This window comes from Streptomyces vietnamensis, assembly GCF_000830005.1.
Taxonomy (GTDB): domain Bacteria; phylum Actinomycetota; class Actinomycetes; order Streptomycetales; family Streptomycetaceae; genus Streptomyces; species Streptomyces vietnamensis.
The window spans coordinates 7,277,022-7,301,133 of record NZ_CP010407.1; the positions used below are offsets into that span (position 1 = coordinate 7,277,022).

Annotated in this window: 28 protein-coding genes; 15 read left to right on the forward strand and 13 right to left on the reverse strand. The window is 74.5% G+C overall.

Annotated elements, in window-relative coordinates:
- Window positions 1-33: 33 nt before the first annotated feature.
- From SVTN_RS32550 to SVTN_RS32560, 3 genes are read right to left on the reverse strand one after another with little or no spacing between them, the layout of a single operon-like run.
- The gene (locus SVTN_RS32550) at window positions 34-1,932 is read right to left on the reverse strand and encodes a transketolase (protein WP_041132299.1); all 1,899 of its coding nucleotides are present in this window, start codon (window positions 1,930-1,932) and stop codon (window positions 34-36) included.
- A gap of 32 nt (window positions 1,933-1,964) precedes the next feature.
- Window positions 1,965-2,603, reverse strand: coding sequence for an endonuclease (locus tag SVTN_RS32555; protein WP_041132300.1), 639 nt, complete (start codon window positions 2,601-2,603; stop codon window positions 1,965-1,967).
- 21 nt (window positions 2,604-2,624) lie between these two features.
- Window positions 2,625-2,831, reverse strand: a complete 207-nt coding sequence (locus SVTN_RS32560; protein ID WP_041132301.1) for a hypothetical protein — start codon at window positions 2,829-2,831, stop codon at window positions 2,625-2,627.
- Window positions 2,832-2,994: 163 nt separating this feature from the next.
- Between SVTN_RS32560 and SVTN_RS32565 the strand changes: the two genes are divergently transcribed.
- From SVTN_RS32565 to SVTN_RS32580, 4 genes are all read left to right on the forward strand, one after another.
- The gene (locus SVTN_RS32565; protein ID WP_174518305.1) at window positions 2,995-3,471 is read left to right on the forward strand and encodes a universal stress protein; all 477 of its coding nucleotides are present in this window, start codon (window positions 2,995-2,997) and stop codon (window positions 3,469-3,471) included.
- A 31-nt stretch (window positions 3,472-3,502) separates the two neighbouring features.
- A complete protein-coding gene (locus SVTN_RS32570) occupies window positions 3,503-3,757 on the forward strand; it encodes a DUF6213 family protein (protein ID WP_041132303.1) in 255 nt (84 codons plus the stop codon).
- A 5-nt stretch (window positions 3,758-3,762) separates the two neighbouring features.
- The gene (locus SVTN_RS32575; protein WP_041132304.1) at window positions 3,763-3,984 is read left to right on the forward strand and encodes a hypothetical protein; all 222 of its coding nucleotides are present in this window, start codon (window positions 3,763-3,765) and stop codon (window positions 3,982-3,984) included.
- A 330-nt stretch (window positions 3,985-4,314) separates the two neighbouring features.
- Window positions 4,315-6,663: a SpoIIE family protein phosphatase gene (locus SVTN_RS32580; RefSeq protein WP_041132305.1), complete on the forward strand. Its 2,349-nt coding sequence runs from the start codon at window positions 4,315-4,317 to the stop codon at window positions 6,661-6,663.
- 56 nt (window positions 6,664-6,719) lie between these two features.
- On the opposite strand, the gene SVTN_RS32585 is transcribed toward SVTN_RS32580, so the two are convergent.
- The 5 genes from SVTN_RS32585 to SVTN_RS32605 all read right to left on the reverse strand — a co-directional run bounded on the left by SVTN_RS32585 (window position 6,720) and on the right by SVTN_RS32605 (window position 11,993).
- Window positions 6,720-9,683: a hybrid sensor histidine kinase/response regulator gene (locus SVTN_RS32585; protein ID WP_041132306.1), complete on the reverse strand. Its 2,964-nt coding sequence runs from the start codon at window positions 9,681-9,683 to the stop codon at window positions 6,720-6,722.
- 72 nt (window positions 9,684-9,755) lie between these two features.
- Entirely contained in the window at window positions 9,756-10,205 is a 450-nt protein-coding gene (locus SVTN_RS32590) for an ATP-binding protein (protein WP_041132307.1), read from the reverse strand.
- Window positions 10,206-10,264: 59 nt separating this feature from the next.
- Window positions 10,265-10,660, reverse strand: a complete 396-nt coding sequence (locus SVTN_RS32595) for an STAS domain-containing protein (RefSeq protein ID WP_041132308.1) — start codon at window positions 10,658-10,660, stop codon at window positions 10,265-10,267.
- A gap of 142 nt (window positions 10,661-10,802) precedes the next feature.
- A complete protein-coding gene (locus SVTN_RS43375) occupies window positions 10,803-11,045 on the reverse strand; it encodes a hypothetical protein (protein WP_041132309.1) in 243 nt (80 codons plus the stop codon).
- A gap of 27 nt (window positions 11,046-11,072) precedes the next feature.
- Window positions 11,073-11,993: a SigB/SigF/SigG family RNA polymerase sigma factor gene (locus tag SVTN_RS32605; RefSeq protein WP_041132310.1), complete on the reverse strand. Its 921-nt coding sequence runs from the start codon at window positions 11,991-11,993 to the stop codon at window positions 11,073-11,075.
- A 188-nt stretch (window positions 11,994-12,181) separates the two neighbouring features.
- On the opposite strand from SVTN_RS32605, the gene SVTN_RS32610 reads away from it, so the two are divergent.
- Window positions 12,182-12,526 carry a DUF3040 domain-containing protein gene (locus SVTN_RS32610; protein ID WP_052499423.1) on the forward strand — a complete coding sequence of 115 codons (345 nt, stop codon included), beginning with the start codon at window positions 12,182-12,184 and terminating at the stop codon, window positions 12,524-12,526.
- Between the two features lie 83 nt (window positions 12,527-12,609).
- On the opposite strand, the gene SVTN_RS32615 is transcribed toward SVTN_RS32610, so the two are convergent.
- Window positions 12,610-12,765, reverse strand: a complete 156-nt coding sequence (locus SVTN_RS32615; protein WP_041132311.1) for a hypothetical protein — start codon at window positions 12,763-12,765, stop codon at window positions 12,610-12,612.
- 181 nt (window positions 12,766-12,946) lie between these two features.
- Here SVTN_RS32615 and SVTN_RS32620 point away from each other — a divergent pair, with 181 nt between their 5' ends.
- The 4 genes from SVTN_RS32620 (at window position 12,947) to SVTN_RS32635 (ending at window position 15,590) form a co-directional block, all read left to right on the forward strand.
- On the forward strand, window positions 12,947-13,525 hold the full coding sequence (locus tag SVTN_RS32620) for a type 1 glutamine amidotransferase domain-containing protein (RefSeq protein WP_041132312.1): 579 nt from the start codon (window positions 12,947-12,949) through the stop codon (window positions 13,523-13,525).
- Window positions 13,526-13,548: 23 nt separating this feature from the next.
- Entirely contained in the window at window positions 13,549-13,737 is a 189-nt protein-coding gene (locus SVTN_RS32625) for a CsbD family protein (protein ID WP_041132313.1), read from the forward strand.
- A gap of 241 nt (window positions 13,738-13,978) precedes the next feature.
- On the forward strand, window positions 13,979-14,398 hold the full coding sequence (locus SVTN_RS32630) for a CBS domain-containing protein (protein ID WP_041132314.1): 420 nt from the start codon (window positions 13,979-13,981) through the stop codon (window positions 14,396-14,398).
- A 181-nt stretch (window positions 14,399-14,579) separates the two neighbouring features.
- Window positions 14,580-15,590 (forward strand): SDR family oxidoreductase, encoded by a 1,011-nt coding sequence (locus SVTN_RS32635; RefSeq protein ID WP_041134478.1) that lies wholly within the window; start codon window positions 14,580-14,582, stop codon window positions 15,588-15,590.
- Window positions 15,591-15,696: 106 nt separating this feature from the next.
- Here the strand turns inward: SVTN_RS32635 and SVTN_RS32640 are convergent, their stop codons facing one another.
- The 4 genes from SVTN_RS32640 to SVTN_RS32655 form a co-directional block, all read right to left on the reverse strand.
- Window positions 15,697-16,713, reverse strand: coding sequence for an iron-containing redox enzyme family protein (locus SVTN_RS32640; RefSeq protein ID WP_041132315.1), 1,017 nt, complete (start codon window positions 16,711-16,713; stop codon window positions 15,697-15,699).
- Window positions 16,710-17,042, reverse strand: a complete 333-nt coding sequence (locus tag SVTN_RS46440) for a CDGSH iron-sulfur domain-containing protein (protein ID WP_078908596.1) — start codon at window positions 17,040-17,042, stop codon at window positions 16,710-16,712. The genes SVTN_RS32640 and SVTN_RS46440 overlap by 4 nt, the downstream gene beginning before the upstream one ends.
- A gap of 67 nt (window positions 17,043-17,109) precedes the next feature.
- Complete coding sequence (locus tag SVTN_RS32650; RefSeq protein WP_425429029.1) at window positions 17,110-17,817, reverse strand: HemK2/MTQ2 family protein methyltransferase; 708 nt, start codon at window positions 17,815-17,817, stop codon at window positions 17,110-17,112.
- A gap of 5 nt (window positions 17,818-17,822) precedes the next feature.
- A complete protein-coding gene (locus SVTN_RS32655; RefSeq protein ID WP_041132316.1) occupies window positions 17,823-18,941 on the reverse strand; it encodes a carboxylate-amine ligase in 1,119 nt (372 codons plus the stop codon).
- A gap of 267 nt (window positions 18,942-19,208) precedes the next feature.
- Here SVTN_RS32655 and SVTN_RS32660 point away from each other — a divergent pair, with 267 nt between their 5' ends.
- The 6 genes from SVTN_RS32660 to SVTN_RS32680 all read left to right on the forward strand — a co-directional run bounded on the left by SVTN_RS32660 (window position 19,209) and on the right by SVTN_RS32680 (window position 24,060).
- Window positions 19,209-19,865, forward strand: coding sequence for a UdgX family uracil-DNA binding protein (locus tag SVTN_RS32660; RefSeq protein ID WP_041132317.1), 657 nt, complete (start codon window positions 19,209-19,211; stop codon window positions 19,863-19,865).
- 78 nt (window positions 19,866-19,943) lie between these two features.
- The gene (locus tag SVTN_RS32665; RefSeq protein WP_041132318.1) at window positions 19,944-20,129 is read left to right on the forward strand and encodes a hypothetical protein; all 186 of its coding nucleotides are present in this window, start codon (window positions 19,944-19,946) and stop codon (window positions 20,127-20,129) included.
- Window positions 20,130-20,212: 83 nt separating this feature from the next.
- On the forward strand, window positions 20,213-20,386 hold the full coding sequence (locus tag SVTN_RS44450) for a hypothetical protein (RefSeq protein ID WP_159026529.1): 174 nt from the start codon (window positions 20,213-20,215) through the stop codon (window positions 20,384-20,386).
- A gap of 41 nt (window positions 20,387-20,427) precedes the next feature.
- Window positions 20,428-21,576, forward strand: coding sequence for a baeRF2 domain-containing protein (locus tag SVTN_RS32670; protein WP_041132319.1), 1,149 nt, complete (start codon window positions 20,428-20,430; stop codon window positions 21,574-21,576).
- 105 nt (window positions 21,577-21,681) lie between these two features.
- The gene (locus SVTN_RS32675) at window positions 21,682-23,079 is read left to right on the forward strand and encodes an FAD-dependent oxidoreductase (protein ID WP_041132320.1); all 1,398 of its coding nucleotides are present in this window, start codon (window positions 21,682-21,684) and stop codon (window positions 23,077-23,079) included.
- Between the two features lie 186 nt (window positions 23,080-23,265).
- Window positions 23,266-24,060 (forward strand): polysaccharide deacetylase family protein, encoded by a 795-nt coding sequence (locus tag SVTN_RS32680; RefSeq protein WP_041132321.1) that lies wholly within the window; start codon window positions 23,266-23,268, stop codon window positions 24,058-24,060.
- The last annotated feature ends 52 nt before the right edge of the window (window positions 24,061-24,112 follow it).

Here is a 24,112-nt window from a genome sequence, read left to right on the forward strand (position 1 = left end):
CGCTTCTCCCGTCTTCTCTCCCGTCTCCCGCCCCTATCGCACGATCAGCGCCCGGGCGGCCCGGACGATGTGCGTACGGGAGATGCCGCACGCGTCCAGGAGCTCCTCGGTGGTGCCGGAGCCGGGCAGCTCCGTGACGGCGAGATGGCCGAAGGAGAGGTGGGGGAAGGCGGGCCGCCCGGCGTCCGCCGCGAGGGCCGACAGGACGGCCTCGCCGAGCCCGCCCTCGGCGTGGTGGTCCTCGACGACGAGGACGGCGCCGGTCTCCAGGGCCGCGCGCCTGAGGGTGCCCACGTCGACGGGCTTGACCGAGTACAGGTCGACGACCCGGGCCCGTACGCCCTCGGCGGCCAGCTCCTCGGCGGCCGCCAGGCACTCGTGCAGGGTGACACCGGCACCGACGAGCGTGACCCGGTCGTCCGGGCTCTGCCGCAGGGTCTTCGACCCGCCGACGGGGAACGTCTCGTCACCGTCGTAGAGCACCGGATAGGCCCCGCGGGTGGCCCGCAGGTAGGAGATCCCGTCCAGATCGGCCATGGCCGCGGTCAGGGCGGCCGCTGAAGTGGCGTCGGAGGGGTACAGCACGGTGGACCCGAGGACGGCCCGCATCATGGCGAGGTCCTCCAGACCCATCTGCGAAGGGCCGTCCGCCCCGATCTCGACCCCGCAGTGCGTCCCGCACAGGGCCATCGTGATCCGCGAGACGGCGGCCATCCGGATGAAGTCGTGCGCGCGGCTGAGGAAGGCGGCGAAGGTCGCGGCGTACGGACGGAAGCCGCGCACCGCCATGCCGACCGCGTCCGCGATCATCTGCTGCTCGGCGATGTACGTCTGGAAGTACCGCTCCGGGTGCGCCTTCCCGAAGTCCTCGGCATGGGTCGAGTTGCCGACCTCGGCGTCGAGGACGACGACCTCCGGCCGGGCACCGAGGGCGGCCAGCGCGGCACCGAAGGCCACCCGGGTGGCGACCTCGTCGCCGACCTCGTACCGGGGCAGCTCGACGTGGCCGGCCTGCCGGGCGTGGGGGTGGGTGGCCTGCTCGTCGGGCGGACGCGGGCCGCGCACCCGCAGGTCGCGTACGCCGCCGAGTTCGGCGACCGCGCGCTCGGCCTGGTCCTCGGACAGCGCCTTGCCGTGCCAGCCGTCCTTGTCGGCCACCTCCGCCACGCCACGGCCCTTGACGGTCCTGGCGACGACGACGGTGGGCTCCCGGCCGTCCGCGGCCGTCGTCAGGGCCAGGTCGATCGCTTCGAGGTCATGGCCGTCGACCTCGATGGCCCGGCACCCGAACGCCTCGACGCGGCGGGCGTACGCCTCGGTGTCCCACTCCAGCTCGGTGGGCCCGCTCTGGCCGAGACGGTTCACGTCGAGCAGGACGGTGAGGTTGCCGAGCCGGTGGTGTCCGGCCTTGTCGAAGGCCTCCCACACGGAGCCCTCGGCCGTCTCGCTGTCCCCGCACAGCACCCACACCCGGGAGGACCGCCGCTCCAGGTCCCGGACCGCGAGGGCGATCCCGACGGCGTAGCCGATGCCCTGGCCGAGGGAACCGGTGGCCACGTCCACCCAGGGCAGCTCGGGCGTGGGATGGCCCTGGAGGCGGTGGCCGGAGCGGCGGTACGTCGTCATCAGCTCCTCGTCGCCGATCGCCCCGGCCGCCTTGAACATCGCGTACAGCAGGGGCGAGGCGTGCCCCTTGGAGAAGACCAGGTGGTCGCCGGCCGGGTTGTCGGGCGCCGCCCAGTCGTACCGGAGGTGGCGGGCCATCAGGACCGCCATCAGGTCGGCCGCCGACAGGCTGGAGGTGGGGTGCCCGGAGCCCGCGGCCGTACTGGCGCGCACCGAGTCCACCCGGAGCTGCTGGGCGAGCTCGAAGACCCGGGAGAGGTCGCTGTGCGGGCCGAGGGTGGTGGGGGTGAGGGGTGGAGCGGTCATGACCGATTCCTTTCCGACCGGGCGCGCGGGCCTCACGCGGCGCGGAGGTCCGCCGCCGCCTCCCCCTTCGGGTCGGCGCGCACGAGGGCGGCCGCCAGGCGGGCGAGGTCCTTCGGCGGGACGTGGCGGGCGAGGCCCGCCGGGGTGTGCGGGAGGGCGAGGGCGGCGGCGGCCGCGAGGGCGCGTTCGTCGAAGTACGGGCGCAGTTCGGGCCAGACGGCCTGTACCTCGCGGCAGAAGATGCCGGCGCCCACCGGGCCGATCCTGGGCACCTCCCGGAGCAGCTCGCGGAGCTTCTCCGGCTCGCCGGAGGCCTGCTCGCGGAGCTCCCGCAGATCGCCGTGGTAGCGGTCGAGGACCAGCGCCGCGCCGTCGCCCAGGGCGGTGGCCGTGCTCTCGTCGTACCGGACGTAGTGCGCCCGCCCGAGGGCGTCCACGCGTGCCTGCCAGGAGGAGTCCGCCATGGCGCGGGGGGTCCGCAGCCCCGCGGCGAACAGCTCGCGCGCGGCGGCGGTGGCGATGTCGGCCCTGATCCGGACCGAGCACAGGACGGTGAGGACCAGGAGCCGGTACAGCGGGGCGGGCTCGTCCCGCAGGGTGATCCCGGCCTCGTCGGCGTAGGTCCGCCCGTACGCGCGCAGCAGCCGCGCGATCACCTCGGCGGTGCCCACCGCAGCCTCCTCCGCGGGCCGTCAGTGCCCGAAGCGGAAGCGATGGTGCGGGCGCCGCCCGGCGACGGCCGCGGCGTCGCCCTCCGTACGCGGCGCGGCGTCCTGCCCCTCGTACGCCTCGCCACCCCGCTCACGGAACCGCGGCGCCGCCGACCCGTACGCGCGGCGGCGCCGGGCCCGTGCGGCGCCCGTCGTCCCGAGAAGCAGCAGACCCAGCAGGAACAGCATGGCCGTACGTCCTTCCGCTGACCTCCCCCGCCTCCGGCGCGTTCCTCGGCCGACCCACCCTCCTTGGGCCGCGTCTACCCGCGCGTCCGGCACTCACGCGTACGGGACGGGGCACCGGGTAGTCGATCGGGAGGGGGGAGAAGGGGGGAGAAGGGGCGCGATCATGAACTTTAATGACGGCAGATCCCATGTGGTCGTGGGTGTCGACGGCTCCCCGGCGTCGTACGCGGCGCTGCGGTGGGCGGTCCGGCAGGCACGGCAGACAGGCGCGACCCTGGACGTCGTGGGCGTCTACGACGTGCCCGGCGCGACGGGATGGTCCGCGCCACCCGTGGACGCCGCGTTCGACGCGGAACAGGCCACGAAGGCCCTGTCCGAGGAACTCGGCTCCGTGCTCTCCCGGAGCGGCGAGGTACCGCCCCTCGAACAGCACGTCGTCCGGGGCAACCCCGCCGAGGTGCTGATCGAGGCGTCGGAGGGCGCCGACCTGCTCGTCGTCGGCAGCCGGGGCCGGGGCGGCTTCGCGAGCCTCCTCCTGGGCTCGGTCAGCCAGCAGTGCGCCGTGCACGCGCACTGCCCCGTCGTCATCGTCCGCGAGGACACCATGGAAGAGGCGGGCTCCGCGGAGACGACTCCCTGACGCCCGTCCCGTACCGCGGAGGTCGGTTCCCATGAACGCGTCGATGTCCCTCGTCCACGTCCCCGGTGGTCCCCTCCTGCTCCCCGCCGACGAGGTGACCCTCCTCCTGCGGCAACTCGCTTCCCGCTGGCTGGAATCGGCCGACGACTACGACTCGGGCCTCGAACCGGAGACGGTCGAGGCGCTGGTCTGCTCGCTGACGGAGGTCGCCGACCGGATCGACGCCGAGTGCATCGCGCTCCTGCCGCTCAGCGGCGGGGGAGAGGACGGGTTCGACGGAAGGTGATCAGGATGAGCGAGCGGAAGAACCCACGACGCCCGGACGAGCCGCTGCCCCGGGATCCCGAGGACCAGCAGGCCACGGGCGAGGACCCGCTGGCCGTTCCCCTCCCCGAGGAGGCCGGGAAGGGCGGCCCGCCGGACACCGACGTGGCCGGCACGGGCCCCCGGGGCCGGGTGCGCGAGGGCACGGTCCATCCCGAGCACCCCGCTCCGGAGGAGCCGGCCGACTGACGGCCGGCCGGCCGACGGGTGAGCGGGCCGGCCGACTGACGGGCGGGCCGGCCGGCCGACGGGTGAGCGGGCCGGCCGACCGTCGGGCGAGCGGGCCGGCCGACCGTCGGGCCGGTGGGACCGTGGAGAAGGCCGGGGCGTACGGCGAGGCCGCAAGGCCGCGAGTGCCGGGGCACGGGCCGTCCCTCCCTGCCGCGCGGCCGGCTCGGCGAGGCCCTCGCCGCCCGGGCCACCGGCCGCGAGCGGTCGCGGGCGGGCGCGGGCGAGTAAAATCCGGATCGGGTCCCACACGGGCTCCGGACGTCCGCTCGAGGCGGGACGGAGGTCGACTTGACAGGTTCTGCAGACTCCGCCGGGCCCCCGTCCGTCGCCCGCGCGGAACGTGGCTTCGCCGAGCTCGCCGCCGAGAACCGCTGGCTGCGCGACAGGCTCGCCCGACGCCATCTGCTGGACCTCGCCGCCGGTGTGCTCGCCGCACAGCTGCGGCTGCCCCCCTCCGAAGCCGCCGAGTACCTCTCCGCCCTCGCGCACGCGACCGGCCTGTCCCCGGAGGACCTCGCCGCGGACATCGTGAACGCCGCCGCCGGCGACGGCGGGCCCGCCGTCACCGTCCCCCCGGAGAGCGGCGGCGCGGAGAACGACGGCCCCGAGCCCGGACACGCGCCCTCCGGGCACCCCGGCGAGGCCCGCAGGGCCCGCCGCACGGCAGCGGCGGCGGAGGCCGCCGACACGGTCGGCGAGGCGGCCCGGACCCTCCTGGGCGAGGGACTCGCCCCGCTCGGGGCGGAGAGCCTCTGGCTGTGGCACCGCGTCGACCGCGACTGTCTGCGGCTCGCCGGCTGCGCGGGGGTGGGAGCCGCCGAGGCCGCCGCCTGGCAGTGGATCCCGCCCGCCGCCCCCGAGCCGTTCCGCACCGTCCTCGCCGAGAACGCACCGGTCTGGCTGGAGGGCGGGCCGCCCCCCGGCGATCCCCTCCCGGGACCCGCCGCCCGCGCCGCCCGCGCCCTGCTCCCGCTGCGCCGGCGCGACACGACCGTCGGAGTCGCGCTCGTCGGCTGGCCGGGCCCGACGGCGCTCGACGGCACGGCACGCCGGGTCGTCACCGGTCTCATGGAGGTGGCGGGCACGGTGCTCGACGCCGCGGGCTCGGCGCCGGCCGCCGTCCCCGTCCTCGTCGACGTACTCGACTCCCTCGCGCAGCCGGCGATGCTGCTCGCCGTGCCCAGCACGTCGGGGGAGCCGGCCGTGGAGCACCTCAACGACGAGGCGGCCGCCGCGCTCGGAGGCGTCTCCCCCGGGGGAGGCGCCTCCCTGGCCCGCGCCTTCCCCCTCGTCCACGCCGACCTCGCGCGGATGGCACGGCGCGCCGCCGGCACCGGGCGCACCCAGCGGGCCGCCCGGCTGCCGGCGTCCGCGGGCCCCGGGGATCCGCCGCCGCTCCTCGACGTGCGCGTGCTGCCGGCCGGCGGAGGCCACGCCGTGGTGATGTGGCACACCGTGGGCGCCACCGGCCTCGCCGCGGCCCGGGCGGTCTCCCGGCTGCAGAACGTGGCCCCCTTCCAGGACAGCCTGACCGGCGGCGGGACGGTGTGGTCACCGGAGGCGTACGGCATCTTCGGCATGGCGCCGGACGAGCCGCCGGTCCCGCTCGCCGAGCTGCGCGAGCGGGTGCGCCCGGACGACCGGGACGCCCTCGCCGACCTGGTGACGACCGTGACCGAACGGCAGACGGGCGGGCAGACGGTCCTGCGGATCGTGCTCCCCGACGGGACCGTGCGCCATGTGCGCGTGGCGGCCGAGCCGCTGATCGCGGAGGGGACCGTCACCGGCCTCGCCGGGGTGTACCAGGACGTGTCGGACAGCCGCAGGACCGAGGCCGCGCTGACCGCGACCTTCAACCACCTCACCGCGCTGCACGACCAGGCGGAGCTGCGCCACCAGCTGGCGCTCCAGCTCCAGCAGGCGATCGTGCCCGAGGTGCCCGGACTCCAGGAGATGCCCGGGGACCTGGTGGTGGCCGCCCGGTACCGGCCGGCGGCGGCGGAGTACCGGGTCGGCGGCGACTGGTACGACGTGCTCGCGCTGCCGAGCGGCAGGATCCTCGTCGCCGTCGGCGACATCGCGGGACACGGCATCGACGCCGTCACCGGCATGGTGGCGCTCCGCAACGCCCAGCGGGCGCTCGCCTTCACCGGCCACTCGCCCCGACGGCTGATGGAGTGGCTCAACGAGGTGACCCTGCGCACGGGCGGCGGCATCACGGCGACCTCCGTCTGCGCCCTGTACGACCCCGAGGACCGCGGTCTGCTCTGGACGAGCGCCGGACACCTGCCGATGGTGCTGCTCAGGGACGGCAGGGCGCGGCTGCTCGAACCGCCCCAGGACCTCCTGCTCGGCGCGGTGCCCGGCTACTCCTACCGCGAGCAGCGGATCGGGCTGCGTCCCGGGGACACCCTGCTGCTGTACACCGACGGGCTGATCGAGCGCCGCCACGACGGCCTCGACGAGGGCGTGGCACGGCTCGCCGCCGACGCGGAGCGGCTCGCGGGCCACGCGCCGGACACGCTCGTCGACTCCCTGCTCGGCGCGGCGGCCGGGGACACCGACGACGACACCAGCATCGTCGCCGTACGGGTCCGGGGCCGGCCGCCGGTGGACCGAAACCGCTCAACCGACTGAACCGCTCAGCCGGCCGAACCGCTCGGTCGGCTGAACCGCTCAACCGACTGAACCGCTCAGTCGGCGAGCCAGGAACGGATCTTGTCGGTCAGTTCCGCCTCGTCGACCGGCTTCGCCACGTAGTCGTCGGCACCCGCCGCCAGGGCCCGGGCGCGGTCGCCGGGCATCGCCTTCGCGGTGACCACGATGACGGGGAGATCCGCACGGTCCGGCAGCCGTCTGATGGCCTTGATGGCCGAGTAGCCGTCCATCCCGGCCATCATGATGTCCATCAGCACGAGCGCGATCTCGTCGTGCGCGGCGAGCGCGTCGAGACCGGCACGGCCGCCGTCGGCCGTGAGGACGCGCAGCCCGTTCCCCTCGAGGACCTCGGTGAGGGCGAACACGTTGCGGGGGTCGTCGTCCACCACGAGGACCGTCCGGCCCGCGAGCCCGTCCGGTGGTCCGGCCCCGTTCGGCCGGCCTGCGGAGGAGGGGCCGACGGCGGTCCGGGGCCGGGCGGTGGAGGCCGTACCGGGCGCGGCGAGCTCCGCGGGCAGCGGCACCGGCAGGTAGAACGTGAAGGTGCTGCCGTGGCCCGCGATGCTCCGCGCCTGGATGGTCCCGCCGAGGAGGCCCGCCACCTCCCGGCTGATCGACAGTCCGAGACCGGTGCCCCCGTAGCGCCGGGCGGCCGTGCCGTCGCCCTGCTGGAAGGCCTGGAAGACGTGCCGGAGCTGTTCGGCGGGGATGCCGATGCCGGTGTCGGTGACCCGGAAGGCCAGGACGGGCCCGGTCCCGGCCAGGCTCGGCGGCGTCTCGGCGGAGGACGCGAGCTCGACGGTGAGCGACACCCCGCCCTCGTCGGTGAACTTCAGCGCGTTGGACAGGAGGTTGCGCAGGATCTGGCGGATGCGTGCCTCGTCGCCGGTCAGCGTCTCGGGCAGGTCGTCCGCCAGGGTGACGGTGAACTGCAGGTGCCGCTCGTCGGCGACCGGGCCGAAGGTCACCTCCAGGTACTCCGTCAGCTGACGCAGGCGGAACGGCTCCTGTCGGACTTCCATCTTGCCGGCCTCGACCTTCGACAGGTCGAGGATGTCGTTGATCAGCTGGAGGAGGTCGGAGCCGGCGGAGTGGATGACCTCGGCGTAGTCGACCTGCTTCTCCGTCAGGTTCCCCTCGGCGTTCTGGCTGAGCAACCGCGCGAGGATGAGCAGGCTGTTGAGCGGGGTGCGCAGTTCGTGGCTCATGTTCGCGAGGAACTCGGACTTGTACATGGAGGTACGGGACAGCTGCTGGGCCCGGGCCTCCAGCTCCTGGCGCGCCTGCTCGATGACCAGGTTCTTCGACTCGATGTCCCTGTTGCGCTCGGCCAGAAGCGCCGCCTTCTCCTTCAGCTCGGCGTTGGAACGCTGGAGTTCCTGCTGCCGGTTCTGCAACTCCTGTGTGCGTGACCTGAGTTCGTCGGCCAGCTGACGCGACTGGTCGAGCAGCGCGTCGGTGCGGAGGTTGGCGACGAGCGAACTGAGCACGGCCCCCGCGCTGACCACGAACCGGTCGAGGAACTCCCGCCGCAGGGGCGTGAAGGGGCGAAGCGAGGCCAACTCGACCGCGCCGAGCACCTGTTCCTCGACCACGACGGGCAGGACGATCAGCACGCCCGGGTCGGCGGAGCCCACCCCGGAGGCGATGGTGGAGTATCCGGCGGGCACGTGCTCGACCACGAGGGCGCACCGGTCCTGGGCGGCCTGCCCGACGAGGGACTGGCCGAGCCGGAAGCGGCGCGGCGGGTCGTCCGGGTCGTCGGGGGAGCCGTAGGCCGCGGTCATGACGAGCTCGGTGCCCTTCTCGCCGTCCGTGGCGAGGAAGAAGGCCCCGTACTGGGCGCCGACCAGCGGCGGCACCTCGGCCATGATCAGCTCGGCGAGCTCGGGCAGGCTCCGGGTGCCCTGCAGAAGGCCCGTGATCCGGGCGAGGGTGGTCTGGAGCCAGTCCTGCTCCTCGTTGGCCCGGGTCGTGGCGCGCAGCGACTCGACCATCGAGTTGATGTTGTCGCGCAGGTCCCTGACCTCGCCGGGGGCGTCGACGGTGATCGAGCGGGTGAGGTCGCCCTCGGCGACGGCGCTGGTGACCTCGGCGATGGCGCGGACCTGGCGGGTCAGGTTCCCGGCGAGTTCGTTGACGTTCTCGGTGAGCCGTTTCCAGGTGCCGGAGACGCCCTCCACCTCGGCCTGGCCGCCGAGTTTGCCCTCGGTGCCGACCTCGCGGGCGACGCGGGTGACCTCGGCGGCGAACGAGGACAGCTGGTCGACCATCGTGTTGATGGTGGTCTTGAGTTCGAGGATCTCGCCGCGCGCCGAGACGTCGATCCGGCTGGTCAGATCGCCCTGGGCGACGGAGGTGGTGACCTGGGCGATGTTCCGCACCTGGTTGGTGAGGTTGTCGGCCATGGAGTTGACGTTGTCGGTGAGGTCCTTCCAGGTGCCGGAGACGCCGTGGACGGTGGCCTGGCCGCCGAGTTTGCCCTCGGTGCCGACCTCGCGGGCGACGCGGGTGACCTCCTCGGCGAACGAGGACAGTCGGTCGACCATCGTGTTGATGGTCTCCTTCAGCTCCAGGATCTCGCCGCTCGCGTCCACCCGGATCTTCCGCGTGAGGTCTCCACCGGCGACGGCCGTGGCGACCTGGGCGATGGACCGGACCTGGGAGGTGAGGTTGTCGGCCATCGTGTTGACGCCGGAGGTCAGCTCGCGCCACACCCCGCGCGACCGGGGTTCGCGGATCCGGCCGCCGAGCAGCCCCTGGGCGCCGACCTCGTCGGCGACCCGGGTGACCTCGGAGGTGACCAGCGAGAGGTGGCCGACCATGTCGTTGTAGACGCCGGCGATCTCGCCGAGGATGCCGTCCGCGGCGACGGGGAGCCGGACGGACAGGTCTCCCTCCCGTACGGCGGTGAGCCCGGCGAGCAGCTGTCCGAGGCCGTCCTCGCCGAGTTCCGTCTGCGGTACCGCCGCGTCCGGGGTGGAACCGTGCTCTGTCATGAACGACCTCGCACAGGGTGAGTGCCACGGGCCCGGGCGCGGGGTGCACGGGGTCCCGCATACCACTCCACTCTAGGTCGCATCGGGCACGTCGGGGCGGCCCGTCACCTCCACCTCGAACCAGACGGCCTTGCCGCGGGCCCGGGGGACGCAGCCCCAGGCCGCCGCGAGCCGTTCGAGCAGGTAGAGCCCGTGTCCGGAGGGGGCGCCGGCGTGGTGCCGCCCGTGGGGCCGGGGCCGTACCGGGTTCGTGTCGCTGACCTGGACCCACAGCCGGCCGTCGGTGCGGTCGAGCCCCAGTTCGTACGGGACGCCTCCGTGGACGAAGGCGTTGGTGACGACCTCGGAGACCAGCAGCAGGGCGTCCTCGACGGCGATCAGGCCGGGCTGTCCGGCGGACCCGAACCATTCGCTCAGTGCCCGCTGGGCGAGGTCACGGCACTCGCGCACCACTCCGGCACCCTCTGCCAGCTCATAGCGGCGGAGACGGGCGGACGCACGCCGTACGCGTGGGCCGGTCATACGCTGCTGCTACCCCCCCGCGGTCCGGGGAACCGCGCGGTGCGGCGGCTCCCCGGTGGTCAGTCCCCGGCGCCGGTGTCCGCGAGCGCGGCGTCGACGTCGGCGTACGCCCGGAAGACCTTCAGGGCTCCGGTGATCTCGAAGATCCGGCGTACCGGCGGCCGCAGCCCGGCCAGATCCAGGTGCCCCCCTTCGGGGAGCAGCCGCAGCCGTGTCCGCAGGAGCACGTTCAGACCGGTCGAGTCGCAGAACCGCAGTCCCGCGCAGTCGACGACGACGCGCATGGCCCCCGCGTACTCCCGCAGCGCGTTCCGCAGGGGTTCCACCGTGTCGTGGTCGAGCTCGCCGTCGAGCGCGAGGACGACGGTCCCGGGACGTCCGCCGTGGCGGCTCACCACCAGGAGACGGTCCGCCCGTGAAGTCCTCGCCTCTCCCGTCCGGCTCGGAGTCTCCATGGGGCTCACCCGCCTCCTCGCGTACGGTTCCGCGTATCTCGGGCTCCGGACGCCTCCGGGCCCTCCCGCCGGATCCCTCCGTGGCCGGAAGCTCCTACCTCGTTCCTGCCTTTTCGCCCGCTCCCGTCCCCGGGCGACGTCCCTAGGTGTGGTCGGCCCCGGCCTCGTTCCCCCCGTCGGGCGGCGGCTCCCGGTCGGTCGGTGCATCCTTCCCGAACCGCGCCGCGCCGCTGCGCAGGCGCCGGCCCGCCTCTCCGACCTCGTCCGGGATCCTGGTCGCCACCTCGTCCATCGACTCCTCGGGCGATTCCTGGGAGCCGTCGGCTTCGTCGTTGCCGTGCTGCTTCACCACGTGGTGGCGGCTGCCCCGGATCCCCTCGGCCACTCCTCGGACGGCCCGACGATTCGGTGGTCAGTCGCCCGCCGCGGTGCCCTCCCCGAGGAGGTCGTCCTTGAGTTCGCCGAGGATGCGGGTGAGGAGGCGCGAGACGTGCATCTGGGAGAGGCCGATCCGGTGGCCTATCTCCGCCTGGGTGAGCTCTTCGCCGAAGCGGAGCTCCAGGATGCGCCGGTCGCGGTCGTCGAGCCGGGCGAGCAGCGGCCGCAGCGCCGTCAGCGACTCGATCAGCTCGTACGAGGGCTCCGAGCTGGACAGGTGACGGGCGCCCGCGCCGGGGGTGGACTCCTCGTCACCGGCGGGGACGTCCAGGGACCGGGCCGCGTAACCGTGGGCCGCGAGCTGGCCCTCGGAGACCTCCTCCTCCGTGAGGTGCAGCTCCGCGGCCAGTTCCGCCCGGGTGGGGCGGCGGCCGAGGCGCTGTTCCAGGACGTCGGCCGCCTTCGCGAGGTCGATCCGCAGCTCCTGGAGCCGGCGGGGAACCCGTACCGCCCAGCTGGTGTCCCGGAAGAACCGCTTCATCTCGCCCACGATGGTGGGGAGGGCGAAGGCGGAGAAGTCGACGGTGCGGTCGGGGTCGAAGCGGTCGATGGCCTTGATCAGGCCGATCGTGCCGACCTGGATGATGTCCTCGGTGGGCTCGGCGCGGTTCCGGAACCTCCGGGCGGCGAACTTGACGAGGCTGAGGTTGAGTTCGATCAGCGTGTTGCGGACGTACGCGTACTCGGGGGTCCCCTCCTCCAGGGCCCGGAGTCGTGCGAACAGTGCGACGGACAGGGTTCGGGCGTCGTCCGTGGAGACGGCGGTCGGGCAGGCCGGCTCGGGGATACCGTCCAGTGCCGCCCGCCGGGTCGTGGCGCCCGTGGTGTCGGGCCCCGGGCCGGGGACGGCGGCGGTGGTGAGCGTGGTGTCGGAGCGTTCTCCGGCGGTGGACATGCGTGCTCCTTCGACGGGGGGCGATGGGCCCTGCGTCGCGGTATTCGGAGCGGCGGCGGGGGTCCGTCGGTCGAGCATCCTGAGGAAAGGATGCCCGTCTTGTGGCGGTTTGACACGAATCCCCGGGGAAACCGTAGAGACACGACGCGCCCCTGTCGGCGCGCAGGGATCGGGAGGAGGTGTCCGCGATGGACGAGGCCCGGCTCTCGGCGCACGAGCGGCGCGTTCTGGCGGAGATCGAGGAGCAGCTGAACCAGCAGGAGGCGTCGCTCGCGCGCAGCCTGCGCACGATGCGACGGGCCCCGCGCCTGCCCGTGCCCTCGATCGCCCGGGCCCGCCGGCACCTTCCCTTCCTCGGCGTCGCGGCGCTCGGCGCCACGACCCTCGCCCTGCTCGTTCTCGCGGTCGCCACCGAGGCGCGGGCGCTCATCTGGGCGTTCGCCGCCGTGTGGGTGCTGACCCTGGTCACCCTGCTGACCCTCGTCGTGCGCTGGGCGCGGCGCCGGGCGGCGCGATCACGGACGGACGGGTGAGGAGCCGGGCCCCGGCCCGGACACGCGCACCGCCGCCCCGGAACATCCGGGGCGGCGGTGGCGTCTCTGGGCTGCGGCTCCGCTCACCAGCGGTACCAGCGGCCGCTGCCGCTCCTCATCAGGAAGCCGAGCAGCCACAGGACCAGCACGGCAATGGCGACCCACCAGAGCACATGGACGGCGAATCCCGTGCCGAACAGCAACAGGATCACGAGCAGAACGAGAAGTAGGGGAATCACGGCTGCACCTCCGCTGCCTGCGGGGCCCGGCCGGCCGACTGGTTCCGGCTCGGGAAATTCGGTACCAGCGCGCGTGCCCCCTTTCCCGGAGAACATGCGAGGGCACCTGTGACGTTTGAGGCGGCGCAGGCGGGTGAGCCGCAGAAGTGACGGGGGAGCGACGTCTGAGAGGAAACGCATCGTGTCGTCCGACGGAAAGCTCGACGGAAAGAACGTGCTCGTCCTCACGACGAACTACGGGACGGAACAGGACGAGCTGCGCAAGCCGGTGGACGCCCTGAGGGAGAACGGCGCCCGGGTCACCGTCGCCGCGCAGGAGGACGCGCCCGTCCGGACCCTCGTCGGCGACCGGCACCCCGGCGCCGTCGTCCAGCCCGACACGACCCTGGAACGGGCGACGGCGGACGGCTTCGACGCCGTGATCGTGCCGGGCGGCACGCTCAACGCCGACCGGCTGCGGACCGACGACGAGGCACGACGCCTCGTCTCCGCCTTCGCCGAGGCCGGAAAACCGGTGGCCGCGATCTGCCACGGACCGTGGCTCCTCGTGGACAGCGGCCTGGCCCGGGACCGCGAACTGACCTCGTACCCCTCCCTCCGACCCGATCTGGAGAACGCGGGCGGAACCTGGCTGGACCGGGAGGTCGTGGTCGACAGCTCGGCGGGTCACCCCCTCATCACCTCCCGCCGACCGGCCGACCTCGACGCCTTCGCCGCGGCGATCGTCGACGTCCTCGACGGCGGCGGGAAGCCGGCATGACGAGAGAGGAAGGAGCTCGACCCATGCGCAAGAGTGGGATGGAGAAGGGCAAGGGGAAGGCGAAGGAGGCCGTGGGGAAGGCGGCGGGCGACCGGCGGATGGAGGCGGAGGGCAAGACCGACCAGGCGAAGGGCAAGGCCCGCGAGGCCATGGAGAAGGTCCACGAGGCGACCGAGAAGACCCGCGACGCGACGAAGCGGCGCGCTTCCTAGGCCGGACGGAGGGACCGTACGACAACGAGCGGTTCGTGCGCACGCGGGCTGTACGAGGTCCGTACGAGAATCCGCGGGCCACGCGCACACGCGGCCGTACAGGGCCCCCGGCGGATCCCCTTCCCGCCGGGGGCCCGCCCCGCTCGCACCGCCCCCGCCCGTCCGCGATTGACGGCGTCGGAACCGGGCAGCCGCGCCGTGAGACAGCACCACGACCCGAGTGACACGACAGGTGATGGCCATGACCACCGCACGAGACATCATGACCCCGGAAGCGACCTGCGTCCGCTGGTCCGAGACCCTCGTCGACGCCGCACGGAAGATGGCCGACCTCGGCGTCGGGGCGCTCCCGATCTGCGGCCCCGACGAGAAGCTGATGGGCATGCTCACCGACCGCGACATCGTCGTGAAGTGCATCGCCCAGGGCAAGGACCCGGCGCGGTGCACGGCCGGCGAGCTCGCCCAGGACGAGATCGTCACCGTCGGCGCGGACGACAGCGCGGAGCAGGTGATGAGCGTCATGAGCGAGCACCGGATCCGGCGGGTCCCCGTCATCGACCACCACGTCCTCGTCGGCATCATCGCCCAGGCGGACGTCGCCCGCGCGATGCCCGACCCGCAGGTGGGCGACCTCGTCGGAACGGTCTCCGCGGACTCCTGAGTCCCGCACACCGATGATCCCCGCACACCGATGGTCCCCGCACGCCGATGACACCCGCACGCCGATGACGCCCGCGCGACGTGCCCGGCACGCCCCCCGCCGCCGGCACGAGGGCCCCGCCCTCGGGACCTTCGTGGAGGGCCTGTTCGTCCTCCACGCGCACCGGCGCGCGCGGCCGCCGATGGCCGGCCGGACCGTCGTCGTCACCGGCGCGAGCGCCGGGGTGGGCCGCGCCGTCGCCCGCGCCTTCGGCGAGCAGGGCGCGAGCGTCGCGCTGCTCGCCCGCGGCCGCCGCGGTCTGGACGCCGCGGCGGCCGAGGTCGAGGAGGCCGGCGGACGGGCCCTCGTGATACCGGTGGACATGGCCCTGGCCACTCGGGTGGAGGAGGCCGCCGAACGCGTCGAGAAGGTCCTCGGCCCCATCGACGTCTGGGTGAACTCCGCCTTCACCTCGGTCTTCGCCCGCTTCCCGGACGTCACGGCCGACGAGTACGCGCGGGTCACCACGGTGACCTACCTCGGCTGCGTCAACGGCACGCGGACCGCCCTCCGGCGCATGCGCCCGCGCGGCTCCGGAGTCGTCGTCCAGGTCGGCTCCGCGCTCGGCGAGGCGTCCGTACCCCTCCAGGCGGCCTACTGCGGGGCCAAGCACGCGATCAACGGCTTCACCGCCGCCGTCCGGATGGAGCTCCGGCACGAGCGCAGCGACGTGGCCGTCACCGTCGTCCAGCTCCCCGCCCTCAACACCCCGCAGTTCTCCTGGGCCCTCTCGCGGCTGCCCCGCCGCCCGCGCCCCGTGGCGCCGGTCTACCAGCCGGAGGTGGCGGCCCGCGCCGTGGTGTACGCCGCCCGCCATCCGCGCCGCGCGGAGTACCGGGTGGGGGCCTCCACGGCCGGCACCGTGCTCGCGCACCGGCTCGCCCCCGCCCTCCTGGACCGCTACCTCGCCCGTACCGGATACGACGCCCAGCAGACCGACGAGCGCGCACGGGCCGTGGCCCCGCACAACCTGTGGGAGCCCCTCGACGGCCCCCGGGGCCGGGACTACGGCACCCACGGCTCCTTCGACCAGGAGGCCGCCGACCGGTCGCCGTACACCGTGGCGGCACGGCACCGCCTCCTGCTGTCGGCGGCGGCCGGTGCGGCACTGGTCACGGCCCGTGCGCTGCGCACCCGGGCGGCACGGACCTGACACCGACGGACTTGGCACCGAGGGATCTGGCACCGGGGGATCTGGCACCGGCGGACCTGTCACGGGCGGATCCGACCACCGGCGGACCGGAAGGCCGGGCCGGTCCTCACGGCCGCGGCAGGGGCGCGCGCAGGGCGCTCTCGCCCCGCGACCAGGCGTCCATCACCCGGTCACCGAGCCGCTCCTCCAGGAGGCAGGTCGCGGCGATGCCGAAGGAGACGTCCGGAGCGAGGTCCGGTTCGTCGTCGAGGAGGCCGCCGACGACCTCGCGGCGCACGAGCTGCTCGTGGACGGCGTCGGCCTCCACGTGCTCCTCGTAGTACCGCTCCGCGGCCGGTCCCGCGCCGGTCCTGCGCATCGCCGCGGCGATGCGGGAGGCGGCGGGCGGCGAGGCCGTCTCCAGGGCGGCGAAGTGCCCCACGAGCGCCCCGCGCAGCCTCCGGTGCAGGCCGAACAGCGACATGAGGTTCGAGGCCGCGAGGACCTCGGCGCCGGCCATGTCCACATGGCGGCCGTAGGCGGGGTCGAGCCCCAGGTCGGCCATCAGCTCCGCGTAGAGCCGGGAGTGCATCCGTTCCGCCCGCCCGCACCCGTACTCGTCGTACTCGACGGCCACCATCGCCGCCTTGGCGCGGCCCCGCAGCCGGGGGACCACCCACAGGTGCGGATCGGCCTCCCGCAACTGGTGCACGGAGCGCAGCGCGACGTACTCGCGCAGGTGCCACGACTCGCCCGAGGACATCAGGAAATGGGAGACGCCCGTGCCGTCGACCGGCTCCATGAGCAGGACGGCCAGCGCCTCGTCGACGTTCGGGCGGTGGCGGCAGTCGTGGCGCAGCGCGCTCTCGAAGCGGTGCTCGAGCAGGGCCCGGACCCTGAGCAGGTCGGGATCCCACTCCAGGGTGTCGGGGACGCCCGCGAAGCCCCGGTAACAGAGCTCGTAGCAGAGGTGGAGGGCGAGCTGGAGATCCTCCCCGTACGGTGAACAGCGCGCGATGTCGGCGGCCCGGGGCAGATCGCCGGGGCCGCCGCCGAGCAGCCGGTTCCGGACCCCCCGGGAGACCTCGCCGCGGGCCTCGGGGGCCTCCGGCTGGGCCGCGACGTCCGGAGTGAGCAGGGTCATGACGTCTCCGCCTCCTCGGCCGGGTCCCGCGGTGCGCGCCGAGCACCTCGCGGGCGGGGGTCCCGGAGGCGCGGACGGTGGCTCGTGTCGCAGAACGGCGCCCGCAGGCTCCGCCGGCACGTGCAGAGCGCCATCACGGGCCGCTCGCAGAGGATCACCGACCCGTCCGGCATGACGATCTCCGCGGGTCCCTCCACGAGCAGCGGACCCTCGGGGAGCGGACGGAACCGTGGCGGGGACGTCCGGGGCCGGACGCTCCCGAGGCCGGCGGCGCCGCCGGCCTCCGGGACCCTCACTCGCGGGGCGCTCTCGTTCGGGGAAGCAGACATCACCCACACCACCCATCGGCTCGGACCGCGTCGGTACGTCGCGACTGCCCCGGCTCCCGGTTCCGAATCACGCCCGGCAGGCGCGGATCACCACGAGCTCCTCGGCACCCGCGCCCGGAGGGATCAGCCCCCGGGCCGCGAACCAGTCCGCCCGGGCCGCCATCACGGGCCCGAACGGCTCGGTGCGCCGCTCGACGACACGGGCCCGCAGCCCGCCGCGCGCGAGCGCGTCGAGGGTGGCGGCGACCCCGGAGAGCGAGGACTGGACGAGGAGCAGGACCCCGGACGGCGCCAGGAGGCCCGGGGCCCGTGCGCAGACGCGGTCCAGGAGCAGCCGGCCGTCGGTGCCGGCGTCCCAGCTCCGCCGCGCGCCGCGCACGGGAGCCCCCGGGTCCTCGCTGGGTACGTAGGGCGGGTTCACGGTGACGAGGTCGAAGCGTTCGCGCGCCACCGGCGCGTCCAGGTCGCCGCGCAGCGTCCGGATCCGGCAGCCGTGCAACAGCGCGTTGAGCCGGGAGGCGGCGATCGCGGCGCGCGAGATGTCGACGGCGGTGGCCCGCGCGCCCCGCAGGGCGGCGAGGACCGCGAGGACGCCGGTGCCCGTGCACAGGTCGAGCGAGCGCATCCCGGGCCGCAGCTCCTCGCGCCGCAGCCGGGCCGCCAGGAGCGCGGTGTCCGCCTGGGGCGCGTACACGCCGGGAAGACGGCACATCCGCAGGGTGCCCGCGGAGTCCCCGCGGCCGGGCGCCGGGGCGAGCGGGACGGCGTGACCCACGCCGGTCAGCTCCCCGTCGTGGCGGCGGCCAGCGCGTCGACCACCGCGCCGAACCGGCGGTGCCGGAGGAAGACCGCGCGCTGACGCGCGGCGCCGCCGCCGTCCGCGCGGATCCGCTCCCACTGCTCCCAGGCCCAGTCGGTGTCGCCGGCGGAGTCGAGGCCGGGCTGGGCGAGGACGAGGAGGGCTTCGAGGAGTTCCGCGGCGGGCCGCTCCCGGCCGTCGACCGGATCGAGACCGTTCCCCGTGATGCCCTGGACGGCGGCGAGCCGATGGGCCCGGAGCAGGATCGGGTCGGGTACCGGCGGCGGGGGGACGCGGGCGTCGACGCGGTCCAGCAGCGTGGCGGCGAGACCGCGGACCAGGATCGCGAGCAGCACCACCGTGTCCAGGTCGGCGTTGGTGTCGGCGACCCGGATCTCCAGGGTCGGCACGTGCTCCGAGGGCCGGGCGTGCCAGTACACCATGCGGTCGTCCAGGAGCGTCCCGTCCTCGACCAGGCGCGCCACATGGGCGAGGTACCGGGGCTCGTCGAGCATCGGCGTCGGGCCGACGGTCGGCCACCTCGCGTGCTCGACGGCGCGCCGGCTCTGGTAGCCGGTGTCGTACCCGCGGGCGTAGGGCGAGTTCGCGGCCAGCGCCTGGAGCACGGGCAGCCAGGGCCGCATGTGCTGGGCGAGCGCGAGGGCGCGTCCGCGGTCGAGGGTGCCGACGTGGATGTGGCATCCGCAGACGAGCCCGTCGTCGCGGGCGATTCCGTCCGGGCGGGTGACGAGGGAGGCGAAGCGGCGGGCCATCAGCCGGTACCGCTCGGTGTCGGTCACCGTCAGGGGCTCCTCGGGCGGCAGTACGGGAGTGCCGGAGGCGATCGGCACGCAGTGCACGTCCCGGGCCGCCGCGCCCACCGTCGCGCGCAGCCGGGAGAGCTCGTCGCGCAGGTCCCGGCGGCTCGCCGTGGCCCGCGTGCAGATCTCGACCTGTGCGTTGAAGAACTCGGTCTGGAGCTGTGGGCCGAGCTCGCGGCCCGCCCGCCGGATGACCTCCGGCGCCCGGTTGACCGGGGCCCTCGTCGCCCGGTCGACCAGGACGAACTCCTCCTCGACACCCATCGTGAGGATCTTCATCTCGGGCTCCTCCTCGCCTCGGCGCGCGACTACCCGCCCCCGGGCCCGCCATGCCGCCGCCCGCCCGACCGCCGCGGGCCGTCATCCCGTCCATCCGGCGGCCGCGCGGCCGTTTCGGGGCGGCGCCCGGCGGGCACACGCCCGCGCGTCAGCGGCACGCACCGGACACGCTACGCCCCCGGGCACGCGTCGGCACCGGCACGCGTCGGCACCGGCACCGGCACGCGTCGGCACGGGCCGGGCGGGGCCGCTGTCGGGAGGTGCGTGATGACCGGTACCGGCGACCGGGGGGCTTCCCCCGAGGCGTACGACGCCACCCCCTACCTGCCGAGCCGCGGCGGACTCCCGGCCCACCGCAGGGCGGCGGCGGAGTGCCGGGGCTGCCCCCTCCACCGCGACGCGACCGGGACCGTCTTCGGCCGCGGCGACCCGGACGCGCGGCTGATGCTGGTCGGCGAGCAACCGGGCGACCAGGAGGACCGCGAGGGCGTCCCCTTCGTGGGGCCCGCCGGACGGCTGCTCCACCGCGCCCTGGCGGAGGCGGGGATCGACGAGAAGGACCTGTACGTCACCAACGCGGTCAAGCACTTCAAGTTCACCCGCGAGGAGACCCGCGGGCGCCGCATCCACAAGACGCCCACCCTCCGCGAGACCCGCGCCTGCCGGCCCTGGCTCATGGCCGAACTCCACCTGGTCTCACCCGAGTTGATCGTCGCCCTCGGGGCCACCGCCGGTCGGGCCCTGCTCGGCCCGGACTTCCGCGTCGGCACGGACCGGGGCGTGCCGAGACCGCTGCCCGGCGCCGGGGACGGCACCCGGGTCCTCGCGACCGTCCACCCCTCGGCCGTCCTGCGCGCCCCGGACCGCCAGGAGATGTACGCGGGACTCGTCGCCGACCTCCGTACCGCGGCGGACGCCCTGTGAACGCACGCACGCGGTTCGGCCCGGCGGCAGCGGGCAGTCGCGACGGGAGGGGGCACGACCGGAAGGGAGGCGGATCCCATGCGTGGGCACGCCGACGACAGGAGGAAGGTACGGGGCCGAGGACTCGACGACGAGGAGTTCCGGTCGCTGATGAGGGAGGCACACGCCGAGGCGCGGCGTCGCTTCATCGGCCGGCCACCCCGGACCGAACCCGAACTCGCCCTGCGCACCCAGCACGCCGAGTTCGGTGCCGCCGCCCACTGAAGGCGCTTCGGGTGCCCGGGATCCCGCAGGACCGTGCCGACCGCGCACCCTCCCATGCCGCACCTCTCGGGAGGAGCGAACCGATGGACGCACGCAGGAACGAGCCCGTGGCCGAGCGCGCGAGCGTGCTCGCGAGCAGGGAGGAGCTGAGGGACCACCCCTCCGACGACCCGGTGCACCCGCCGGCGGAGCGGCCGGGCACGAGCGGTTCCCGCCGTTCGCCCGAACAGGGCGAGGAACGGAGCAGCGACCGCTGACCGCCTCCCATGATCCGCTTCCCACTCCCTTGGTGGACACCATGGACCTCGACTTCCTCAAACCCCTCCTGGAACGCCCCGGCCCCTGGGCCTCCGTCTTCGTCGAGACCCGCCGGGACACCGAGGACGGGGCACAGATGCAGAAGCTCCGTGACCGCGCCGTCGCCCGGCAGCTCGTCGAGGAGGGCGCGGATCCGGCCACCGTCGGCGCGGTCGCCGAACGGCTCCGCGCCGAGCCGACCTCCGGAGCACCGCCCGGACGCGCCCTCTTCGCCGCGGCCGGGGAGATCGTGCTCGACCTTCCCCTGACGGCGGCCCCGCCCGGCGTCGAGGCGACGTGGTCGAGCCTCCCGCACATCGCGCCGCTCCTGTACCTGCGGAGCGACGAACCGGCCTGCCATGTGGCCCTCATCGACCGCACCGGCGCCGACCTCGAACTGCGCGGTCCCCTGGGCACGGAGGACACGGGCCGGGCCGAGGGGAAGCAGTGGCAGGGCCGGGGCCACCGCAGCCTCCCCGCCGACCGGTACGAATGGCACTACAACAACAAGGTCGAGAACGCCTGGGAGGAGACGGCCGACATCATCGCCGCCGAGCTCGTGCGGCGCTGCCCGCCGGACGCCGGCACCCTCCTCGTCCTGGCCGGCGACGCCCGCGAGCGCAAGGCGGTACGGGACCGGCTCCCGCAGCAGCTGCGGAGCAACGCCGTCGAGGTCGAGCACGGCAGCCGGGCCCCCGGAGCGTCCGCCGAACTCCTCGACCGCGAGATCGAGGAAGCGCGTTCACGGTACGCACGGGAACGCGTGCGCAGCGCCCTCGACGAGTTCCGCAGAGGACGCGGACGGCCCGGTGAGCACCGTCCGGGCCCCATGGACGGCGCCCCCGGTCCGGCCGCCGAAGGCGTTCCGGCGGTGGTGGAGGCCGTCCGCGAGCACCGGATCGCCACCCTGCTGCTCGGGCACGACGCCGTGGAGGCGGGCCGCCCGGTCTGGGTCGGCCCCGGCGCGTACGACATCGCCGTGGGCCGTACCGAGGCGAAGAACTGGGGGATCCGCCGCCCGGAGGAGGCACGCGCCGACGACGCCCTGCTGCGCGCCTGCGTCGCCGCCGACTCCGAAGCCCTCCTGGTACCCGAGGAGACGACGGGCCCGGCCGGCGGTCTCGGCGCGGTCCTGCGCTGGAACGCCTGACCCGCCGCCGAGGAGTTCCGGCGCGCCTCCCGCGCCGGAACTCCGCGTGGTACGCCCGGCGGCCCCGGACGGTCGCCCCACGGGCGGCCGCCGAGAGGAGCGATCATGCACGTTCGTTCGTACTGGATGGAGTCCGCGCCGCCCGGCGTCGTCCGGCCGCCCCTGGAGGGCGACCTCACCGCCGACGTGGTCGTGGTCGGAGCCGGCATCGCCGGACTCTGCACCGCCCGCGAGCTCGCCCGCGCCGGGCGCGACGTCGTGGTCCTCGAAGCGGACAGGATCGCGGCCGGGGTCTCCGGACACACCACCGGCAAACTGACCTCCCTGCACGGCCTGTGTTACGAGCGCCTGCGCGAGGGCCGGGGAGAGGCGGAGGCCGCGGCGTACGCCGCAGCCCAGGAGGACGCCCTGCGCGAGGTGTCGCGCTTCTGCGGGGAGCGGGGCATCGACGCGGAGATCGAGCGCCGGCCCGCGTACACGTACACCCTCGACGAGGCGCGCGCCGGGACGATCCGGGCGGAGGCGGCGGCCGCCGCCGCGGCGGGCCTGCGGGCCACGGCGGTGACCCGGACGGACCTGCCGTACCCGGTCGCCGCCGCCGTCCGGGTCGAGGACCAGGCGCAGTTCCATCCCCGCCGCTTCCTGCTCGCCCTGGCGGACGACCTGGTCGCGCTCGGCGGCCGCGTCCACGAGTTCACCCGGGTCACCGGCCTGCAGGAGGGCGCCGACTGCCGCCTCGCCCTGGAGGGCGGCGGCACGGTCCACGCCCGGGACGTCGTCCTCGCCACCCACTTCCCGATCCACTGTCACACCACCCTCCTCATGCGGCTCTCCGTACGCCGCGAGCTGGTCGTCGCCGCCCCCGTGGAGGAGCACCAGGCCCCGTACGGGATGTACCTGACGGTCGACCAGGGCGTCCGGTCGGTGCGGACCGCCCCGCTCGGCGAGGGCCGGCGGCTGCTGATCGTCGCGGGAGAGGGGTTCACACCCGGCAGCGGAGGCGTCCCCGAGCGGTACGCCCGCCTGGAGGGCTGGGCGCGCGACCGGCTGCCGGGCTTCGCCGACGCGCCGACGGTCCACCGGTGGGCCGCCCAGGACGTCCACACGACCGACGGACTGCCCTGCGTCGGCCATGAACACCCCGACACCCAGCACGTGTACGTCGCCACCGGATTCGGCGGCTGGGGCCTCAGCAACGGCGTCGCCGCGGGTCGCCTGCTCACCGCCCACCTGACGGGCGCCCCGCGCCCGGCCTGGACGGAACTCTTCGACCCGCGCCGCGTCCTGCCCGTCCGCGAACTCCCCGAGGTCGTCCGCCGGCAGGCCGGTGTGGCCCGCCACTACGCGGCCGGCCTGCGGCACGGCCGACGCTGCACGCACATGGGCTGCGAACTGGGCTTCGACGAGACCGAGCAGACCTGGCAGTGCCCCTGCCACGGCTCGCGCTTCGCCTCCGACGGCACGGTCCTCCAGGGCCCGGCCACCCGCCCCCTGGAGGACTGACCGCCCGGCCCGCCACCGGCAGGGCACCCGCCCCGCGCCGCCTCCCGCCCGTCGAAAGCCGATCGCCCGTCAGGAAGCCGTGTTCCGCCCGTTCCGCCAGTTGGTCGGGATTCGGTGAAACCTTGCAGCTCCTCGTACCGTCCTCTCACCAGGGAGATGGACAGCAGACGGGGAGTGGGGGATTCCATGGGGCAGGGCAAGTACACCGCGCACATAGCCGTGGTGGCTTCGGCGGTCGGGCTGAGCCTGGCGGTATGGGGTGCCGCGGCGCTGATGGACAATGAGGCCGCCGCGGGGATGGGGGGCGCACCGACCTCGCAGTCGCCCGACGCGAAGCCCGGGGCACCGGCCCGGGTGACACCGCGGAAGGTGCCCGAGAGCATCGCGCACGCCGCCGAGGCGGGGGGTTCGGCCGTGAACATCACGATAGACGACGGCCCCGACCCGCGGTGGACGCCGCAGATGCTCGACATCCTCAAGCAGAACGACGTCAAGGCCGTGTTCTGCATGGTCGGCCCGATGGCCAAGGCGCACCCCGACATCGTCAAGAGGGTCGTCGCGGAGGGCCACAAGCTCTGCGACCACACGGTGTCCCACGACACCACGATGGACAAGAAGCCCTTCGCGTACCAGAAGCAGGAGATCCTCGACGCGAAGAAGATGATCGACGACGCGTCCGGGGGAGCGAGGATCGACTACTACCGGGCGCCCGGCGGCGCGTTCACCCCGGCCAGCCGGCACCTCGCCGCCGGCCTGGGGATGCGGCCGCTCGGCTGGAACGTGGACACGAAGGACTTCGAGCAGCCGGGCACGGCCTCGATCGTCAACACCGTCAAGAACGAGCTGTCCAACGGGCCCACGATCCTCTTCCACGACGGCGGCGGCGACCGCAGCCAGAGCGTCGCGGCCCTGCGGCAGGTGCTGCCGTGGCTCAAGGAGAACGGACACGCCTTCAGCTTCCCGGTCGTGACGACCCCCTGAGACCCGTACGCCTGCCCCACGGCCCGAAATCCGCATGCACCGGGCCGTGCGG

Excerpts from the sequence above, each read along its gene's own strand:
- SVTN_RS32550 (WP_041132299.1), bottom strand. The coding sequence starts at position 1,932 with ATGACCGCTCCACCCCTCACCCCCACCACCCTCGGCCCGCACAGCGAC.
- SVTN_RS32560 (WP_041132301.1), bottom strand. The coding sequence starts at position 2,831 with ATGCTGTTCCTGCTGGGTCTGCTGCTTCTCGGGACGACGGGCGCCGCA.
- SVTN_RS32565 (WP_174518305.1), top strand. The coding sequence starts at position 2,995 with ATGAACTTTAATGACGGCAGATCCCATGTGGTCGTGGGTGTCGACGGC.
- SVTN_RS32570 (WP_041132303.1), top strand. The coding sequence starts at position 3,503 with ATGAACGCGTCGATGTCCCTCGTCCACGTCCCCGGTGGTCCCCTCCTG.
- SVTN_RS32575 (WP_041132304.1), top strand. The coding sequence starts at position 3,763 with ATGAGCGAGCGGAAGAACCCACGACGCCCGGACGAGCCGCTGCCCCGG.
- SVTN_RS32585 (WP_041132306.1), bottom strand. The coding sequence starts at position 9,683 with ATGACAGAGCACGGTTCCACCCCGGACGCGGCGGTACCGCAGACGGAA.
- SVTN_RS32590 (WP_041132307.1), bottom strand. The coding sequence starts at position 10,205 with ATGACCGGCCCACGCGTACGGCGTGCGTCCGCCCGTCTCCGCCGCTAT.
- SVTN_RS32595 (WP_041132308.1), bottom strand. The coding sequence starts at position 10,660 with ATGGAGACTCCGAGCCGGACGGGAGAGGCGAGGACTTCACGGGCGGAC.
- SVTN_RS32605 (WP_041132310.1), bottom strand. The coding sequence starts at position 11,993 with ATGTCCACCGCCGGAGAACGCTCCGACACCACGCTCACCACCGCCGCC.
- SVTN_RS32610 (WP_052499423.1), top strand. The coding sequence starts at position 12,182 with ATGGACGAGGCCCGGCTCTCGGCGCACGAGCGGCGCGTTCTGGCGGAG.
- SVTN_RS32625 (WP_041132313.1), top strand. The coding sequence starts at position 13,549 with ATGCGCAAGAGTGGGATGGAGAAGGGCAAGGGGAAGGCGAAGGAGGCC.
- SVTN_RS32630 (WP_041132314.1), top strand. The coding sequence starts at position 13,979 with ATGACCACCGCACGAGACATCATGACCCCGGAAGCGACCTGCGTCCGC.
- SVTN_RS32635 (WP_041134478.1), top strand. The coding sequence starts at position 14,580 with ATGGCCGGCCGGACCGTCGTCGTCACCGGCGCGAGCGCCGGGGTGGGC.
- SVTN_RS32640 (WP_041132315.1), bottom strand. The coding sequence starts at position 16,713 with ATGACCCTGCTCACTCCGGACGTCGCGGCCCAGCCGGAGGCCCCCGAG.
- SVTN_RS46440 (WP_078908596.1), bottom strand. The coding sequence starts at position 17,042 with ATGTCTGCTTCCCCGAACGAGAGCGCCCCGCGAGTGAGGGTCCCGGAG.
- SVTN_RS32655 (WP_041132316.1), bottom strand. The coding sequence starts at position 18,941 with ATGAAGATCCTCACGATGGGTGTCGAGGAGGAGTTCGTCCTGGTCGAC.
- SVTN_RS32660 (WP_041132317.1), top strand. The coding sequence starts at position 19,209 with ATGACCGGTACCGGCGACCGGGGGGCTTCCCCCGAGGCGTACGACGCC.
- SVTN_RS32665 (WP_041132318.1), top strand. The coding sequence starts at position 19,944 with ATGCGTGGGCACGCCGACGACAGGAGGAAGGTACGGGGCCGAGGACTC.
- SVTN_RS44450 (WP_159026529.1), top strand. The coding sequence starts at position 20,213 with ATGGACGCACGCAGGAACGAGCCCGTGGCCGAGCGCGCGAGCGTGCTC.
- SVTN_RS32670 (WP_041132319.1), top strand. The coding sequence starts at position 20,428 with ATGGACCTCGACTTCCTCAAACCCCTCCTGGAACGCCCCGGCCCCTGG.
- SVTN_RS32675 (WP_041132320.1), top strand. The coding sequence starts at position 21,682 with ATGCACGTTCGTTCGTACTGGATGGAGTCCGCGCCGCCCGGCGTCGTC.
- SVTN_RS32680 (WP_041132321.1), top strand. The coding sequence starts at position 23,266 with ATGGGGCAGGGCAAGTACACCGCGCACATAGCCGTGGTGGCTTCGGCG.